Origin of the sequence: Pseudomonas sp. SK2, from assembly GCF_016772395.1 — a bacterium.
In the GTDB taxonomy this organism is placed as follows: domain Bacteria; phylum Pseudomonadota; class Gammaproteobacteria; order Pseudomonadales; family Pseudomonadaceae; genus Aquipseudomonas; species Aquipseudomonas taiwanensis.
Map to the genome: position 1 here is coordinate 1,663,770 of NZ_CP061944.1, position 17,696 is coordinate 1,681,465.

Annotated in this window: 11 protein-coding genes; 2 read left to right on the plus strand and 9 right to left on the minus strand. The window is 62.6% G+C overall.

From position 1 onward, the window contains the following. Nucleotides 1–236 precede the first annotated feature (236 nt). The 9 genes from IF103_RS07445 to IF103_RS07485 all read right to left on the minus strand — a co-directional run bounded on the left by IF103_RS07445 (nt 237) and on the right by IF103_RS07485 (nt 14,221). Nucleotides 237–2,792: a fimbria/pilus outer membrane usher protein gene (locus IF103_RS07445; protein WP_104882805.1), complete on the minus strand. Its 2,556-nt coding sequence runs from the start codon at nt 2,790–2,792 to the stop codon at nt 237–239. 86 nt (nt 2,793–2,878) lie between these two features. Next, a complete protein-coding gene (locus IF103_RS07450; RefSeq protein WP_023379474.1) occupies nt 2,879–3,631 on the minus strand; it encodes a fimbrial biogenesis chaperone in 753 nt (250 codons plus the stop codon). Between the two features lie 70 nt (nt 3,632–3,701). Then, nucleotides 3,702–4,301: a fimbrial protein gene (locus IF103_RS07455; RefSeq protein WP_202675989.1), complete on the minus strand. Its 600-nt coding sequence runs from the start codon at nt 4,299–4,301 to the stop codon at nt 3,702–3,704. 117 nt (nt 4,302–4,418) lie between these two features. Then, nucleotides 4,419–5,066 (minus strand): response regulator, encoded by a 648-nt coding sequence (locus tag IF103_RS07460; RefSeq protein ID WP_023379477.1) that lies wholly within the window; start codon nt 5,064–5,066, stop codon nt 4,419–4,421. 69 nt (nt 5,067–5,135) lie between these two features. Next, the gene (locus IF103_RS07465) at nt 5,136–8,348 is read right to left on the minus strand and encodes a hybrid sensor histidine kinase/response regulator (protein ID WP_202675990.1); all 3,213 of its coding nucleotides are present in this window, start codon (nt 8,346–8,348) and stop codon (nt 5,136–5,138) included. Between the two features lie 84 nt (nt 8,349–8,432). After that, the gene (gene pvrR, locus IF103_RS07470; RefSeq protein WP_023379479.1) at nt 8,433–9,626 is read right to left on the minus strand and encodes a response regulator cyclic di-GMP phosphodiesterase PvrR; all 1,194 of its coding nucleotides are present in this window, start codon (nt 9,624–9,626) and stop codon (nt 8,433–8,435) included. Further along, nucleotides 9,613–12,429, minus strand: a complete 2,817-nt coding sequence (locus IF103_RS07475) for an ATP-binding protein (protein WP_104882018.1) — start codon at nt 12,427–12,429, stop codon at nt 9,613–9,615. The genes pvrR and IF103_RS07475 overlap by 14 nt, the downstream gene beginning before the upstream one ends. Before the next feature lie 68 nt (nt 12,430–12,497). Continuing rightward, nucleotides 12,498–13,487, minus strand: a complete 990-nt coding sequence (locus tag IF103_RS07480) for a fimbrial protein (protein WP_202675991.1) — start codon at nt 13,485–13,487, stop codon at nt 12,498–12,500. 26 nt (nt 13,488–13,513) lie between these two features. Next, a complete protein-coding gene (locus IF103_RS07485; RefSeq protein ID WP_049818788.1) occupies nt 13,514–14,221 on the minus strand; it encodes a fimbrial biogenesis chaperone in 708 nt (235 codons plus the stop codon). A gap of 188 nt (nt 14,222–14,409) precedes the next feature. On the opposite strand from IF103_RS07485, the gene IF103_RS07490 reads away from it, so the two are divergent. Together IF103_RS07490 and IF103_RS07495 are read left to right on the plus strand one after the other, a co-directional pair. Continuing rightward, complete coding sequence (locus IF103_RS07490) at nt 14,410–14,754, plus strand: fimbrial protein (RefSeq protein WP_023379483.1); 345 nt, start codon at nt 14,410–14,412, stop codon at nt 14,752–14,754. A gap of 245 nt (nt 14,755–14,999) precedes the next feature. After that, on the plus strand, nt 15,000–17,036 hold the full coding sequence (locus IF103_RS07495; protein WP_023379484.1) for an NADPH-dependent 2,4-dienoyl-CoA reductase: 2,037 nt from the start codon (nt 15,000–15,002) through the stop codon (nt 17,034–17,036). The last annotated feature ends 660 nt before the right edge of the window (nt 17,037–17,696 follow it).

Here is a 17,696-nt window from a genome sequence, read left to right on the forward strand (position 1 = left end):
GCCCGACCTGCGTGTCCATTTAACCTGCGTCACTGCCTCATGCAGCTAGCACCCAGGGCGCATTGTACAGGAGTGCGCCGCCTTCAAGGAAAAAAGAACTCGCCATGAGTTCACGCCAAGGCGTGGTGCGGCCTTGTTCATAGGCTTTGGCAGCCCTGGCCGCACTATTTTTTTACATCGCGTTTCCGATCATCCCCGGGGGCCACGAACGATGGCTTGCGCGCCCGGGTCGCCTGCTACGGCTGGCACACCAGGCGCTGGCGTTCATAATTCACCGCTTTGTCCCGTTCGGGCAGGTGATACGCCGCCACACACTGTCGGTCGCTCCACTTGATGGTCAGGCTGCCCTGATCCTGCTCCAACAGCACCAATGCCTTGCCGCTTGGGTCGGAAATCGCCAGTTGCTTGCCTTCGGTATCTTCGACCGAGGCGCCGAATGGAATCGACTGGTTACGCTCGTCGAACAGCTCGAACTGTACCCGACGCCCGCTCTTGCCCGTGTAGCGGGCAAGCACGACGGCGCCGCGTCGAGGCACCAGTTGCTGCGTGGCGTTGTCGATCTCGATGTCGCCCCCCAGATCGCGGGTATCGAGGCTGATCCAGTTGACCCGGTAGGGCTGGGCATTGGGGATCACCGCGTAGCCATTACGTCCGGTTTCCACACCGCTGTAGCTGCTGATCTTTGCACCCTTCACCCCGGGCACTTCGGCCAGTGCGAAGGTTTCGCTCAGCGTCTGGCCGAGGTTGATGCCACCTTGGTGGGCGACGACGGCCCCGGCGATGTTCAGGTTCTGCGAGTCGTAGCCGCGTCCCTGGCTATAGCCCAGGCTGATGTCGGCGACCGAGGTGCGGGTATTGAGGTTGGCCGATGCCGAGCTGCCGCTGGTGCGGCTGTGCCCGCCCTGGATCGAGTAGAAGGTGTCGCTGGTCTCCGAGAGATAACCGTTGACGCCAGCCTGGGTGGTGTCATTGCCTTTCTGCGTGCTCGTGGTGACGAACGCCCGAGGTGCACGGGCGCGGCTGCCGAGCGGGAACGACACCGATACGTTGAACTGGGTATCTTCCCCAGAAGGGCCTGAAGTTCCCAGTTCCTTGGTGCGGCTGACGTCGATGTTGTAGGAAACTTCGCCCCAGTTGTTGCTGTAGCCTGCGGACAGACTCTGCGAGCCGCCTCGGTTCCAGTAGCGCTGGTCGGTGGCCGTCAGGTACAGGCTGCCGAAGGCGCGGTTGCGGCCCAGACTCTGGTTGATGGTCAGGTCGGTTCGGGTCTTGGAGTTGCCGCTGCGTTTGACCAAATCTGTGCTCATGTCCTCGACATGCTGGGCGAGGGTGCGGTAGCCCTCGGTGGAGTAGCGGTAGGCGGCCAGTGTGAAGTTGGTGTCGGTGCCGGTGAATGTCTTGGCGTACAGCGCCCGCAAGCTGTTGCCCTGGGTGGTCTGGCCCTGGGCCTTGCTCGAGGAGTGGGTGACATCGAGCGAGAATGCGCCCAGCAGCGTGTTCAAACCGCTGCCCACGGCCAGTGCCTTGTAGTTGTCGGTGGCTTGCAGGCCGACGACGCCAGTCAAGGTGTTGGACAGGCCGTAGGCCAGCGTCGTGCTGAGCATCTGCGGCCTGGCCAGGCCCTCGGTATTGCTGTTGTAGCGTCCGGCGGAGAGGCTGTACTTGACCTGGCCATCGCGGACCATGAGCGGCAAGCTGGAGAATGCTTGCGTGCTGACCCGCCGGCGACCGTCGGCCTCGATGATGGTGACCTCCAGGTCGCCATTGGAGCCGCTGGGGTAGATGTCGCTGATTTCGAATGGGCCGGGCGGAACGTTGGTGGTATAGAGCACGTAGTCGTTCTGGCGAATCTCGACCCTGGCACTGGTCTGGGCTACACCCCTGACCACCGGCGCGTAGCCGCGCTCGCTATCGGCGCGCATGCCTTCGTCCGAAGCCAGTTTCAGGCCCCGGTAGCGCACGCTGTCGAACAGGTCGGTGTCGCTGAAGATGTCGCCTGCGCTGAACTGGCCCTTGAGCGCCGTCACGTCATGTTGCACATAGCTGCGGTTGCTCTTGAAAGTGTCCGGCCGACCGGTACCGCTGCTGAAGTTCGACTCGTTGCGCAAGCGCCAGCTGCCGAGGTTGATACCGTTGCGCAGGCTCAGGTTGTTGTTGATGCGGGTCTGGGCATCGCCGGCGCTGCGGCTGGTATTGAATTGATAGTTCACGAACGCTGCGGACACCCCGGCATCCCACAGCTGCGGGTCGACATAGCCGCGCAAGCCACGTTTCATCGCAACCTGCGGAATGCTGGCGGACAGGCGCAGGTGATTGGAGTCGTAGCTCAAGCTGGCCTGGTCGATCAGAGTGGGCAGGTCGTAGCACGCCTGGGCGTCAACCAGACGACCTTGGGCCTTGAGCTTGTCCATGTCGATGCCCAACTGTCCGAGCAGCTCCAGGGTCAGGCAGGGTTCCACGACCCCGGTCTGGGGGTTGCGGTTGAAGTCGATGTCACGCCGGCCCACCAGCACGTCGTTGCTGTAGAGGTCTACCCGATAATTGCCCGGCAGCACGCTGTTGGCCGACAGCAGCAGTTGCAAGTCGACCGCCGATTGCGCGCCCTGCAGGAAGGTGGTGTTGAAGCCTTGCAGGTGCGGGTCATCCTGCGCCGCTGCCAAGCCGGGTAGCGTGGTGCAGATGACCAGTGACAGGGCGTTGAGCTTCCAGGCCGGACGAAACGTGCCGCCATTGAGCGCGCGCACGCCTGCAGCGGCGCCGACTACGGAGCGGGAGGCGATGGACAGAGACATACGAGGAACCTATTTCATGTCCCGGCACGGGCTGGGCACGGGGAGGCCGCACGGGACCAGACGCGTGAGGTGTGGGCGCTACGGTTTCACAGGGCGATGGCGGGTTCGGCAGGCTTTGCGCTACCAGGCTGGGCAGTGTTCAACTGCACGGAATATTCATGTTGGGCGCCATAGTCGTTGATGCTCTTGAACGTGAGCGTCAACGGGCCCTCCACCTGGGAAAGTGCCGAGCTGAATGTCCTGTTTGCACGCGGGGCGATCATGGTCGAGTCGACGCTGAGCACAGTTTGCTTTCCGCGTTTAAGTTCGATATCGGCCATGGACACATGGAACAGGCTGGGGTTGTTTACAGTCAGTTGTGCGTGTCCGCCGCGTTGGGTCAGTTGCCAGACCAATTGCTCCGGTGCCAGCAGTGCATTACCGGGCAGGTCGGCCGGGCGAAAGAAAATTTTGATACGTTGACGCACCGCCAGTTGCAAGGTATTGGCCTTGGTACTGGCTTGCGGGATTTCCTGGACATTGAGCCAGACCACCGATTCGCGATCGGTCGGCAAGCCTTGGCCTTCATAGAGAATACGCAGCAGTTGTTCCTGCTTGGGCATTACCCTGGCCAACGGTGGTGTCACAGCGAACGGCGCGGGCGCTTTGGCGCTGTCGCCGCTGTCTACCCAGGATTGCACCAGGACTTCCTGGTTGCCATTGCGCACGATGACATTGGCTTCCTTGTGAGCACCGTCGAACACGACGCGGGTGGCGCTCAGGGAGATGCTGGCGGTTGCCTGGGCGGCAACGAGCATGCCCAGCAACCCGAGAACGGGATACATAGAACGACGCAACATGGTGGATACCTTGCGGGACGAAGGAGTGGCGAGGCTGATCAGCCTCGCCCAGGGAGCAGCTGCGAAGTGATTACTCGTACTGCAGGATGAACGGCAGGGTGGCGTCACCACGACCGGCAGTGGCGGTGCCCGCTGCGCCGGTGGTCACGTAGGCCGCGGAGAAGCTCAGGGTAGCGTCGCCGCCCTCGGCGCCCGTGCCGTGCACTTCGCTCTGGATCTTGGCGGTGGCGGCCGAGCTCAGGTCGATCAGGTTACCGTTGGGGTCGAGCAGGGCGATGCCGACGTTGGCGGCGGTGCCGGTGCCCTTGGTCAGGGCCAGGACCTTCTTGCCAGTGACCAGGCCCGAGCCGCCGCTGTTGGCATCGAAGACCATCGCCACCTTGGTGCCGACGTTGCAGTTGACGTTGAGGTTGAAGTCCTTGCCGGTCACGCGGCCCGAAGTTGGGTTTTCGGCGGTGCCCATGTCCTTGATCGAAACGGTGCCCATGTCTACGGCAATCATACGGTCGGCGTTGGCGCCATCGACCGAGCAGGCGTCATTGTTGATCACGCCGGTGAAGGAAATCTTGCCGCTGCCACCCTTGACCGGTCCGGTGGGCTCGGCGGCCAGGGCGCCGGCCGAAGCGGTGATAAGCGACAGGGTCAGTGCGGCCAGGGAAAATTTTTTCATATTAATGTCCACGTGATAGTGAGTAAGTGCTGCAAGTTAATGCACGCTCACGATAAGTCAGGTGGTTTCCCTGGCACATCAGACGAATCTTAATGGCCCGACAATGACAGTCGTTAATTAGTTGAAGATATGACTCGCCAAGCAGTATTCCAATAACTCCTGGTCGCTGTTTACTTCAAGTTTGCGCATCGCTGAAACTTTCTGCGCACTAATGGTCTTGGTGCTGCGGTGTTGACTGCGGGCAATCTCGCTGACACTTTGGCCGGCAACGAAAAGACGCAGTATTTCGAATTCCTTGGGGGACAGGTTTTCCACCCGTTGGTCGATGGCGGTGGTGCAGGCGAGCACCGAGTGCCTTGCCGGTTCCGGCGCCCGGTAGGTGCTGTTGCGGGCGAGGGCATTGAGCGCCTTTTCAATCTCACCGTGCAATTGGTTCTTCTGGATGACGCCGTAGACGCCCAGTTCCTGCAGCCGTGTCAGGATCAAGGGGTTGGAAATCATGGTCAGCACGAGAATGCGGACTGCGGGATAGTGACGTTTGAGGTAGTCGATCAATTTGAGGCCGTCACCATAGGGGGAGTCTGCCGGCATGTTGTAGTCGGAGATGACCATGTCCACCGGGTGGCGTTCGAGCAGTTCGATCAGCCCTTGCGAGCAGACGGCCTCGCCGACCACTTCAAAGCGTGGGTCTCGCTCGACCAGTTCCCGGACGCCGAGCAGCACGATGGGATGATCGTCGGCGATAATGACCTTGAGTTTTTCCATAAAAGACGATCCGTTAGCCGGTGCGGATGGGAGGGTTGTTTGCAGGCGTTGTCAGCGCTGAAATTGATTCTATGCGAGGGTATCTAGCATTGCAGAAAGCCTGTCCAGTACCCCCCGCAGGTTCTCGGTCAGGGCCGCATCGATCGGCGAGTCGACCAGCGCGTTCTCCAGTGCGCAACACTGTTCGGCCAGGGCCTTGGCCTGTACCGCGCCCAGGGCGCCGGCGATGCTGTGCAGGCGTTCGCCAAGGCGCTGGTGGTCACGCTGCTCAAGCGCCAGGCGCAACTGTTGCATGTCCTGGCGCATGGTGCTGACGAACAGTGCGCGCATCGTGGCGGACAGTTGCACGGTCTCGATGGTGGACGGTGCGGGTCGCTCGCTGGAGCTTTGCGCTTGTGCGCGGCTGGAGCTGTCAGCCAGGGTTGGCCGGCACAGGCGGACCAGATGGCTGCGCAAGGTTTGCAGGCTCAGCGGCTTGACCATCCAGGCATTCATTCCCACCTCGATGCAGCGCTGGCCCTCCTCTCGCAGCGCATTGGCAGTGACGCCGATGATCGGTAGCCTTGCGTCATGCTGGCGCAGGGTCCTGGCCAGTTCGTAGCCATTCATCAACGGCATGTTCACGTCGGTGAGGACCACGTCGAAAAGGCCCGGCTGCCAACGTTGCATGGCTTGTTCGCCGTTGGCCGCCACTACCGTTGTGCAGCCCAGCGCTTCGAGTTGCTCCTGGAGAATCGCCTGGTTGATCGGATTGTCCTCGGCCACCAGGATATGCAGGCGCAGGGCGGCGCTTTGCTGCCGCGCCGTGTCCTGGCCCTCGGGTGCGCCGCCCTCGCGGATCCGGGCAACGGCCTGGGCGATGGCACGTATGTCGTGCAGGTCCACCCGCCAGCTACCGTCGCTGAAACTGGCGGGCACCGGGCCGTCGCTGCTGGCGCAGATACGCTGGCCATGCCAGTTGATGGCGTCCGGACAGTCGAGCAGGTCCACCAGCAGGGCCTGGTGATTGTCTTTTTCCATGGGCGGAATCGTCAACGTGGCGCTGATACCCAGGCGTTGCAGCCAGTCGACGCCGTGCTGGGCAAGCTCCGGGATCGGTGCGCGCACGTACACCGGGGTCGGGTCGGGCGCGACCAGCGGGCAGTCGCTCAACTCACCCGGGGCCAGTGGCAGGCTTACTTTCAGGGAAAAACTGCTGCCCAGGCCCGGCTCGCTGACGACCTTGATCTGGCCGCCCATCATGTCGGCCAACCAGCCGCAGATCGGCAGACCCAAACCGGCACCGCCCTCGCTGGAAGCGTCGACGACTTGGTAGAAAAGCTCGAAGAGCCTGGCCTGCTGCGCTTGTGAAATGCCGATGCCGGTATCGGCGACCTGCCATTGGAGGCTGACCTGGGTGTCGTCGAGCGCCAGCACGCGCGTGCGCAGCACCACCCGGCCAGTGTCGGTGAACTTGATGGCGTTGCTCAGCAAGTTGTTGAGGATCTGGCGGATGCGTATCGGGTCGCCGACCACCTGGGCTGGCAGTCGGGCATCGTGGCAAGCGTAGAGCAACAGTCCCTTGCGCTCGGCGAAGGCGCGGTAGGTGCGCACGGTATCTTCGAGCATGTCCAGCGGGCAGAACGTGACTGGCTCAAGGGCCATCTGTCCGGATTCGATCTTCGTCACGTCGAGCACGTCGCTGATCAGTTGGAACAGGGTCGCCGAGGAACGTTGGATGGTGTGCAGGTAGCCTTGCTGGCGGGCATCCAGGTGGGTCAGGCCGAGCAACTCGAGGGTGCCCAGCACGCCGTACAGCGGCGTGCGAATCTCGTGGCTCATGGTTGCCAGGAAGAGGGTCTTGGCGGTGTTGGCGGCGTCGGCGGCGCGGCGCGCCTCTTCCAGCGCCTGGGCGTCCTCGACGTGGCGGGTGACGTCGTTGAATGCGTAAAGGCGTACGTCTTCGCCATGGTAACGGGTCGACACGAAGCCGACCTGCAAATGGCGGCCCTCGACCTGCAGGTAGTGTTCGCCGCTGCGGGTACTGCCCAGTGCCGGGGCGAGAGTGCTGACCAATTCGCGGGTGCCTTGCCATTGTTGCGCGCGCTGGTTCTCCAGCAGTACCTCGTTGTCGGCGCTGCGAACCACGCACAGGCCGGTCGGCGCGGTGTCGATGACCACCCGGCTGAAGGCCTCGCTCTCGGCGATGGTCTCGTGTGCTGCGCGCGCAGGCAGGATGACCTGGCGCTGGTACCAGCGGATGGCCACCCGGCCCAATCCGACCAGGACGAGGAAGGTGGCGGCGAGGCTGGCCAGCGACCAGAACGCGTAACGGAAGAAGTGCCGGTAGGTCACGGTGTAGACCGCGCTCCAGCCACCGTTGGCTTGCTCGTGAAGGCGGAAAACCAGGCCTTCGGGCTTGATGTTGAGGCCTTCATGCACCCCCTCAAGAGGCATGGGCGTGCCGACCAGCACCTCTCCGGACGGAGCAATCAGGTTGAAATGGTCATACACGGTCCAGGCCATGATGCGTTCGAAGTCGTCGATCTGTGCCAGGTCGACCAGCGACGCCGCTTGCAAATGTTGGCCGCTTGCCTCGGTCGGGCGCAGGGCGATGCTGGCATAGGCCAGTACCCGCGGTGGGGAGTCCTGGTCCGGCTGTTCGACATAGCTGCGCCAGACGATTCCGGCGCCCTGGTCCAGGCCTTGGGGGCGCCGCGCCGCGACCTGCCTGACCACGTCGATGAAAGGCTCGCCCACGTCCTGGGGCTTGCCCCGACTGCGGCCGGCGGCGGGAACCGTGATGTCGTAATGGGCATCCGGCGAGAACAGGAACACCTGGGGCGATCGGTAGGGGGAGGCCGACCAGAACATGCTGTAGAAGCTGGCCAGGTTCGCACCCTGGCTGAAGATGCTTGCCACCTGGTTGCCAGCGAGGCTGTGCGAGTCGAGCTTGAGGCTGAATGGCAGGGAAAATGGAAATGCCTGGCCTTTGTAGATGTCCGGTCCTTGGTCGGGCAGTGGTGTCAGCACCGGTTCGAGCGCACGTGGGTGGTCGAGCAACTCGCCCCTGGCGCTGCGTAGCACGAGGGCCTCGAGGAAGCTTTCCTGTTCCTGGATGTTTTCCATCAGCCGGGCGAAATGGATGCTGACCGTGTCGTTATGCTCGTCGACCAGGCGCTCGATGGACCAGAGGCTGAAGCCGGCCAGCAGCAGCGCCAGGCCAAGCAGAACGGTCATGCCTTTGTTCAGTCGCAGGGAGCTGCGAGCCAGGTTTTCCAGCAGGGCGTTGTATTGTTTCATGAAAGAATCCGGAAGACCTTGGGGGCATCGGTACCCTAGGGATATTACCTCTGATGCCCGGCCGGCGCCGTGAGTTACAACAGTTCAGTAGGCTGACGGCGGACCGTCGCTGTGCAGCAGGCGCTGGAACTGTTCAGCCGAGACGGCATGGGAGATCAGGAAACCCTGAACCTGGTTGCAGTCTACCTTGCGTAGCATCTCGAGCTCCTGGGGCGTTTCGACACCCTCTGCCACCACGGTCAGCCCAAGCTTGCGCCCCAGGGCGACGATGCTGGCCAGGGCCGAAGCCAGGCTCTCGCTTTCATCGCAGCGCTGCACCAGGGCGCGGTCGATCTTGAGCTCGGTGAACGGCGTCGAGACCAGGCTCAGGTACGAGCTGTAGCCTTTGCCGAAGTCGTCCTGGGACAGGCCGAACCCCTTCATGCGCAAGCGGCAGGCGCCTGCATAGAAATTGCTCAGCTCTTCGGGAACTGAACATTCCATCAGCTCGAAGCACAGCTTGCCGGGCACGCCTTGGTGGTGCAGGACGAACTCCAGCAAGCGGTCGGCCAGATCATGGCTGTTGAGCAGGTGGGTCGGCAGGTTGATCGAGACGGGGATGTCATAGCCTCGGTCACGCCACCGTGCCTGGGCATCCATGGCTTGCTTGAGCATCACCCACAGCAGCCTTTCCTCGAGGCCGAAGGCCTTGATCGTCGGTAGGAAGGTGCTTGGCAACAAGACTCCTTGGTCCGGATGCATCCAGCGCACCAGCGCTTCGGCTGCGACGATGCGGCCATTGTGCAAAGACTTCTTGGGCTGGAACCAGGCCTGGAAGGCTCGGTTGTTCAAGGCATCTATCAGTGTCTGGCGATCGAACTCGAGGGCTGTCGGGGCCGCCTGGGCTGGAGCCTGGTGGTGCAGTTGCAACTGGTCGATCAGGCTGCGCAGCGCAGCCGGCTCGACTGGCTTGGAAATCAGCCCAAGCACGTCCACGCCAAGGTTCTTGGCCACCAGGCTTGCAGCCATGAGCATGCGCCGCGAGGCCGCGCTCATGATCGCCAGACCGGGTTTGTGGCGAAGGCCAGCCAGGTGCTGGATAAACTGCACGCCATCCATGCCAGGCATCAGCAGGTCAGTCAGGACCAGGTCGAAGTCGCGCAGTCGCAGGCGCTCCAGCGCTTCCTGGCCATCCCGGGCTGCCTCCAGGTTGAAGGTGCCAAGCTCGCTGAACAGGTGTTGCAGGTACATGTGCTGGAAAGGGTGGTCTTCGACGATCAGGATGTTAAAGGACTTCATGGCGGCTACCTCGATACGGGGCCAGGCAGTTGAACAACACTTGCAGGTTGAAAGGCTTGATCAGGCAGCGGTCCATGCCAGCGGCCAGGCACAGTTCTTCCTCGCCACGCAGTGCATTGGCGGTGGCGCCGATGATGGGCTGGGCGCAGCCCAGACCGCGCAGGGCCCGGGCCAGTTCGTAGCCGTTGATACCGGGCATGTTGACGTCGGTCAGCACCAGGTCGAAGTGCTCGCGTTTCCAACTTTGCAGGGCCTGCTCGCCATCGCTGGCCAAGCTCACGCTGCAGCCGAGCTCCTCGAGCTGATCGCGAAGGATCAACTGGTTGATGAGATTGTCCTCGGCAACCAGCACGTGCAGCCCAAGCGGCTCCGGCGCGCGAACGTCGGGTACGGCTTCGTGCCTGGCACTGCGCAGGCCCTGGGCCTGAGCGACGGCATGGTGCAGGGCGCCCAGGTCGTTGAGGTTGACCTGCCAGTGACCGGCTTCGTGGCGGGCTTCCCAGCATCCCTGGGCGCTGGCCAGGATCCGCGGGCCAGGCCATTCTCCGACCAGGCAGCGCTCGACGCTGCCTGGATGCAGTTCGACCAGCAGTTCGCCGGCCAGGGCGCAGCCCGGCGCACCGACCTGGGCACGAGCCCCCCAGCGACATAACCAGCCAGCGATGGCTTCTGCCAGTTCGCGCGCCGGCGATACCACGTGAATGCGCTCTGCCAGAAGATTGAACGGGGCATTGCTGCGGCCGGACGCCACTTCCAAAGGCAGGGTCAGGCTGAAGCTGCTGCCAAGGCCCAACTCGCTTACCAGGCGCAGTTGGCCATTCATCAATTGGGTCAGCCGCTGGCAGATCGGCAGCCCAAGGCCTGTGCCGGGTATGACCTGGGTATGGCCCTCGGTCTGGTAGAAAGGGTCGAAGATGAACGGCTGGTCCTGTTCGGCGATGCCCTTGCCCGTGTCCGAGACTTGCCACAACAGGCAGGAGCGCTCGCCATCGCGGTTGAGCAGCCGGACCCGCAACACCACGCGGCCGCAATCGGTGAACTTGACCGCATTGCTCAGCAGGTTGTTGAGGATCTGGCGGATCCGGTTGACGTCACCGATCAGGTGTTCCGGCAGGCGCGGGTCCAGACAACTGTAGAGCAGCAGCCCCTTGCTCCTGGCCGCCGCGCTGTAGCCCTGGATTACCTCGCGGACCAGCTCCAACGCACTGAACTCGCTGAGTTCGAGGGCCAGTTGACCTGCCTCGATCTTGGACACGTCGAGGACGTCGCAGATCAACTGCAGCAAGGTCGAGGAGGAGCCTTCGATGGCTTGCAGGTAGTCGCGCTGCTGGGCGTCCAGCGCAGTACGCGACAGCAGCTCCAGGGTGCCCAGCACACCGAAGAGCGGCGTGCGGATTTCATGGCTCATGGTCGCCAGGAACTGGGTTTTCGCTTCGTTGGCCGTGTCGGCAGCGCGCCGGGCATCCTCCAGCGCGGCCTCGATCTGCTTGCGCGCGCTGATGTCGCTGAATGCGCACAACAGAACCTGCTCGCCCTTGTAGCGGGTTGGCGAACAACTCAGGTACAGGTGACGCCCTTCGGCGCTCTCGAAATAGTCGCTGTACTGGCCTTCGTCTGGTTCGAAGACTTTCTCTATCCATTGCGCGCTGCGCGCGTCCCGTGCCTGGCCTTGGCCCAACCACTGCTGGGCCAGGTGATTTTCCAGCACGACCTGTCCATCGCTGCGTCGCAGCACGCACAGGGCCACAGGTGCTGTTTCGATGACATCACGGCTGAACATCTCGCTTTCGACCAGTTCGCGGATACGTTCGACCGTTGGGGTGAAGAAGCGCTGGTCGAAACGCTGGATCAGGACTCTTATCAAGGTGATGCTGAGCACGCAGAACAGCAGGGCACCGAGCAGTTGCTGCCACACGCCGGCGAGGATCGCGGACAGGCCGATCGCGTATACCAGTTGCCAGTCCGAGGACATCAGCGGCTTGCTGATGACCAGGTACTCCGGCAGTAGCCCCTGGCCGACAAAGCCGAAGAAGTCCTGACCCACGGGCTTAGGTAGCGAGCGGTTCAATGCCGGGCCCTGACTGTTGGTGAACACCAGCATCCCGTCGGCGTTGAACATCATGAATTCCCCCGCGCTGGCATCCTTGAGCGATGGCGCCACCGCCTGGCTGTCGATTTCCAGGCCCAGCCAGCCGGAGTCCGCGTCGCGTTCGTCCAGGCGCAGGAAGATGAAAAGGCGCGAGCTTTGCGCGCCCTGGTCGGCCAGCCACAGTTCCCGTGGTGCCTTCACCCGTTGCCCTGCATCGCGGAGTCGGTCGAGCAGGGCGCGTGAAGGCTCCGGCGCCTGCGAGTCGACGTTGTACAGCCAGCGCATGGGGGCTTGGGCATCTGCGCCGACATACAGCAGGTTGACATGGCGCGCCTTGAGATAGGCGCACATGCGTCGTGTCAGCCACAGGCTCCAGCGCTTGCCCGGCTGGTTGCCCAGTTGCAGGTGGACCTCTTCGCCCGGTGCCAGGGGCACCGCTTGGACGCCAGGAACGGCCTGGCGCACGGTTGCGAGGCTCAGGCTTTCGAGCAGTGCCTCACGGTTGGTGAAAAAGGTATGCGCCTCGGCGATCGCACTGCTCATGGCGCCGTGGCGCCGGGCAATGTCGGTGTTGAACGTGAAGGACAGGAAATTGTAGGCCGCGCCGAGAATGCCGGCCGAGAGTACGAACGCCAGCAGCCGAAGCAGCCGGCGTGCTGCTTCGGGGTCGGAGAGTAGAGGGTTGATCTGTTGCAGATAGGCTTTGAGTCGCATCCGGCGAATTTAGGCCCGCCGCTGGCAACTAGACATCAGACGATCCTTAAACGGGCCTGGTCGCGGTGTTACTTGTAGAAAAGGTCCACCAGCGCCATGGCCTCGAACGTACCGGGGACAGGGGCCGAGCGCCAAATCAGGTCGGCACGGAACTCGTTGCGGATCAAGCCCGGTGTAGTGAGGTCCGCCAGCTTGAACCAGGTATCGAAGGGCACCGGTTGGTTGTTGTCCTGCTGGGTCAGGGCGATGCCGACAGAGCTGTTATTGCCGGGCACCAGCAGTTTGTCGATGACACTGGCGCTGCCGGCAACCGGGCTGAAGCGAGCACTGACGGCGTACGGCGTGTCGCAGGTCCTGACCAGGTCGAGGCTGAAATTGGCCGAGCTGGCGACCTGGCCGATTTGTGCCGAGCTGGCGAGGGCGCGGCGGAAATTGACCACCGAAGGTAAGATGGTCAGCTCGGGCGAACAGGGTACGAAGCGCACGTTGTTCATACCGGTGACGACATAGTTGAGGTTGCTGTCAGGCTTGGGGTTGAGTCCGCCCTTGCCGTCCAGCTGGAACACCCGATATTCACTCAGGATGCTGGCTTGTCCATCGGTCGGCGTTTCACCGTATTTTTCGATGAACACGGTGAAGGTCAGGGTGAAGCGGGCCTTGTCCCAGCCCGTGCAGTTCGCCCAGTCGCAACCGTGGAACGAGTTGAAACCGGTGCTGACCGCGCCCGAACTCTGGGTGATGGTCTTGGATCCGTAGCGAATCCCGACCCGTATGCCCTTGCCGATGCTGATTTTCGCAGGGTTGACCCAGAAATAGACGTCTTCCCGTACGCCTGTTTCGTAGTCATCGGCGCAGATGACCGGCACTGAATGTGGCGCAGATTCCCAGATGATCGTGCCGTCCGCCGCGTCGGCCGGCACCGCCAGCGCGGTACCCAGGGCCTCCTTGAACACCGACGCTTTGGAGGGGTCCAGCTTGCATGACAGCGCATAGCTGGTGGCCGGGCAGCTGGCTGCAACGAAGAGCAGGCCCAGCAGGGCTTTTCGAATTGGGATCATGGGGGGGCTATCCTGTAGCGGTGTGTTCACGGCAGCGCGACGCGGTGGCGTTTCTGCAGGCCGATATCGGTGAGCTCGCTGAATGCCACACGACTCTGTGCAGGCAGTGTCGAAGGCGCTTCGAGGGTGAGCGATTCCCCTGGGCGCAGGAGGAGGTAGTCCGTAAGCGGGTATGACTGCCCGAGGCTATCGAGTTGGAGATCGATCAGCGAAACATGGAAGGCACTTGGATTGCTGACTTCGATCGAACGAGGCTCGCGCTTGCGCCATTGCAGGCCGGTGGCCGCTTCGCTGGACGAGCCTGGCAGGCCGGCGGGACGATAGAACAGCTTCAGGCGCTGGCGGATGGCGAACTGCAGGGTATCGGTTTGCGCGGGCTTGCGCGGGATCTCGAGGATGTTCAGCCAGAACAGTGATTCCCGGTCCTGGGGTAGGCCCTTGCCTGCGTACAGTATCCGCAGCGTCTGTTGACCGTTGGGGGGGATCAGCGTCAATGGCTGGACGATGGCGAAGGGGGCATCGTCGTGCTCGTCGGGTGCGCTGACCCAACTTTGCATGACCGTGTCCAGGTCGCTGCGATTGATGACGTTGAGGCTCGCTTCCTTGTTCGTTCCCAGGTAGACAAGACGCGTGCCTTCGATCTTGAGTTGGGCCCAAGCATTGGACGCCAGGCCCGTCATGACGATCGCCGCCATGGCTGGGAGCAAGAGGGTACGAAGCGAGCGCGGCGACATGGTCAGGGAATGGCTCCGGTGATGCGGGTCGGGAGAGTCTCAGCCATCCTAGGCATCGCAGCGGTCGCAGGCTTTGAGACGTTTCTTAAATTGGCTTCTTTGTTTTGTGAACTACCTCACGCCCGCGGCCAGGCTGCCTGACGTTCATCCGATAGGCTCAACATTGGGTTATCGGGAGAGTGAAAATCATGGGCAGCAAGCGATTCGCATTGAGTGTTGCAGTGTGCCTGGGCCTGGTTGGTCAGGCCCAGGCAGACGCCGTCGTTGTCTCGGGCATGCTGCAGTTCACCGGCAGCATCGTCGAGCCGTCGTGCACGACCACCGCCGGCACTGGCGGCTGGCGAATGGAGGCCTGTCCGGCGCTGGCTCGTGACAGCGTCATCGGTATCCAGGGCGTGGACGATCTGGCGGTGCCGGTTCGGGCGTTACGGGTCGACCGAGGGCCTACCGTCGATCAGGCTTACAGGCTGGTCGATGAGCGCGGCGAGCCCCCGACACAAGGTCACTACGTGGTCATCCTGACGTCACCGTAGGCCTTGAATACCGTCGGCGTTCGTTCGAACCGCGTCGAAGGAAAACCTGAAGGTACGTCGGACTGCATTGAATGACCTGACGCTTCGTGTGGCGAAGCGGCTGCGCATTTTGATCAGTAAGTTGTAATTTCCGATCATTGAGCCCATTCAAACGGCTGTTTAATGTCGCAGCAGATAAACGATAGGCCCCGCCAGCGTGCGAGGTGCCTGCATTTCCGTGATCACGCCACATGGGGAACCGTTTCATGGCTGCCGACCGCTATCCGCACTTGCTGGCCCCGCTCGACCTGGGCTTTACCACCTTGCGTAACCGCACCTTGATGGGCTCGATGCACACCGGCCTTGAAGAGCGTCCCGGCGGTTTCGAACGCATGGCGGCCTACTTTGCCGAGCGCGCGCGCGGTGGCGTCGGGCTCATGGTCACGGGGGGTATTGCGCCCAACGATGAAGGGGGCGTTTATTCTGGCGCGGCCAAGCTGAGCACCGAGGAAGAAGCCGACAAGCACCGGATCGTCACCGACGCCGTGCACGCCGCTGGCGGCAAGATCTGCCTGCAGATACTCCACGCCGGGCGCTATGCGTACAGCCCACGCCAAGTCGCGCCCAGCGCCATCCAGGCTCCGATCAACCCCTTCAAGCCCAAGGAGCTGGACGAGGCGGGGATCGAAAAGCAGATCGCCGACTTCGTCAATTGTGCCGTGCTGGCCCAGCGCGCTGGATACGACGGTGTCGAGGTCATGGGGTCGGAAGGGTATTTCATCAACCAGTTCCTGGCCGCCCACACCAACCACCGCACGGACCGCTGGGGTGGCAGCTACGAAAACCGCATGCGCCTGGCGGTCGAGATCGTCCGCCGCGTGCGCGAGGCGGTAGGGCCGGCATTCATCATCATTTTCCGCCTGTCGATGCTCGACCTGGTCGAAGGTGGCAGCAGTTGGAATGAGATCGTGCTGCTGGCCCAGGCCATCGAGCGCGCAGGCGCGACGCTGATCAACACCGGCATCGGATGGCATGAGGCGCGAATTCCGACCATTGCCACCAAAGTGCCGCGCGCGGCATTCACCAAGGTCACCGCCAAGCTGCGCGGCGCGGTCAAGATCCCGCTGATCACCACCAACCGCATCAACACGCCGGAAGTGGCCGAGGCAGTGCTGGCCGAGGGCGATGCCGACATGGTCTCGATGGCCCGGCCGTTCCTGGCGGACCCAGATTTCGTCAATAAGGCCGCCGAAGGCCGTGCCGATGAAATCAACACCTGCATCGGCTGCAACCAGGCCTGCCTGGACCACACGTTCGGTGGCAAGCTGACCAGTTGCCTGGTCAACCCACGGGCCTGTCACGAGACCGAGTTGAATTACCTGCCGGTCACGAAGGTCAAGCGGATCGCCGTGGTCGGCGCCGGCCCTGCCGGTCTGGCGGCCGCGACCGTGGCTGCCGAGCGAGGCCATGAGGTGACCCTGTTCGATGCAGCAGACGAAGTGGGCGGCCAGTTCAACGTCGCCAAGCGGGTGCCGGGCAAGGAAGAGTTCTTCGAGACGCTTCGCTACTTCCGCAACAAAGTGCGCAGCACCGGCGTAGAGCTGCGCTTGAACACCCGTGTCGACGTCGAGGCATTGGTGCAGGGGAAGTTCGACGAAATCATCCTGGCGACCGGCATTGTTCCCCGTACCCCGGCCATTCCAGGGGTCGAGCACAACAAGGTCCTCAGCTACCTGGACGTGCTGCTGGAGCGCAAGCCGGTGGGCAAGAGCGTGGCGGTGATCGGGGCGGGCGGTATCGGTTTCGACGTTTCCGAATACCTGGTGCATCAGGGGGTGGCCAGCAGCCAGGACCGTGACGCGTTCTGGAAGGAGTGGGGCATCGATACGCACCTCGAAGCACGCGGCGGCGTGGCGGGTATCAAAGCCCAGCCGCATGCGCCTGCACGGCAGGTGTACTTGCTACAGCGCAAGAAATCCAAGGTCGGCGACGGCCTCGGCAAGACCACCGGCTGGATCCACCGTACGGGCTTGAAGAACAAGCATGTGCAGATGCTCAACAGCGTCGAGTACCTGAAGATCGACGACGACGGCCTGCACATCCGCGTCGGCGAGGGGGAGCCGCAGGTGTTGGCGGTGGACAATGTGGTGATTTGCGCCGGGCAGGATCCACTTCGTGAGTTGCATGAAGGGTTGGCGGCGGCGGGGCAGTCGGTTCACCTGATCGGTGGGGCCGACGTTGCTGCCGAACTGGACGCCAAGCGGGCGATCAACCAAGGGTCGCGGTTGGCGGCGGAGCTTTGAGCCACTCGCTGTCCAAGTAGTTGCGGTGGTGCTGACCTTTAGGCTTGAAGGCTGGCACCATCGGTTCGGACATGGTTTCTGGCTCGGTGCTAACGAGCGCTTTATGGGAAAGTCGCAATTTCGGTCACGTTGTGCATATCGCACCTAGGCATAAGCGGTTGTTGCGGGAGCAATGTGGGTAGGTAGGAAAGCGCCTGCTCGGTGAGGTCGGGCAGCGAGCCGCAGATCGTTGTGTGCAGGTTTATGGCAAGGCTCTACCCGTGTTGCGGCGCACGAGGAGTGGTGGTGAGCAGGGTAACGATATCGCCCAATGCCCCTGACAGCGCCATTGCATTTCCGGCCACCCATAACTTGGCGCTGCAAGTGTGCAACCGTTGCAGGCAGAGGTGACCCTCACTGACATTGGCCAGCCATCGGGTGAATACATCGATGCGCTGAGCCAGATCCTCGGCTTCCAGGGTTTCGGGAGGCGCGATAACGAACGCAGAGGATATGAGAGGCTCGCCTTCCTCAAGAGACAGGCGAGCGACGTTAAAAAATGAATCTCTATCTGTATGCAGGGGGGGGCTGGGGCGCGTAGGAAGATTCGTTATCTATTCGTGGAAAGGTGGCTCATGCCCCAGGCCCTGCTGCTTCGCCTGGTAAACTGCAGCACCAACC

Coding starts and splice junctions, on each gene's coding strand:
- IF103_RS07445 (WP_104882805.1), bottom strand. CDS start 2,792: ATGTCTCTGTCCATCGCCTCCCGCTCCGTAGTCGGCGCCGCTGCAGGC.
- IF103_RS07450 (WP_023379474.1), bottom strand. CDS start 3,631: ATGTTGCGTCGTTCTATGTATCCCGTTCTCGGGTTGCTGGGCATGCTC.
- IF103_RS07455 (WP_202675989.1), bottom strand. CDS start 4,301: ATGAAAAAATTTTCCCTGGCCGCACTGACCCTGTCGCTTATCACCGCT.
- IF103_RS07460 (WP_023379477.1), bottom strand. CDS start 5,066: ATGGAAAAACTCAAGGTCATTATCGCCGACGATCATCCCATCGTGCTG.
- IF103_RS07465 (WP_202675990.1), bottom strand. CDS start 8,348: ATGAAACAATACAACGCCCTGCTGGAAAACCTGGCTCGCAGCTCCCTG.
- pvrR (WP_023379479.1), bottom strand. CDS start 9,626: ATGAAGTCCTTTAACATCCTGATCGTCGAAGACCACCCTTTCCAGCAC.
- IF103_RS07475 (WP_104882018.1), bottom strand. CDS start 12,429: ATGCGACTCAAAGCCTATCTGCAACAGATCAACCCTCTACTCTCCGAC.
- IF103_RS07480 (WP_202675991.1), bottom strand. CDS start 13,487: ATGATCCCAATTCGAAAAGCCCTGCTGGGCCTGCTCTTCGTTGCAGCC.
- IF103_RS07485 (WP_049818788.1), bottom strand. CDS start 14,221: ATGTCGCCGCGCTCGCTTCGTACCCTCTTGCTCCCAGCCATGGCGGCG.
- IF103_RS07490 (WP_023379483.1), top strand. CDS start 14,410: ATGGGCAGCAAGCGATTCGCATTGAGTGTTGCAGTGTGCCTGGGCCTG.
- IF103_RS07495 (WP_023379484.1), top strand. CDS start 15,000: ATGGCTGCCGACCGCTATCCGCACTTGCTGGCCCCGCTCGACCTGGGC.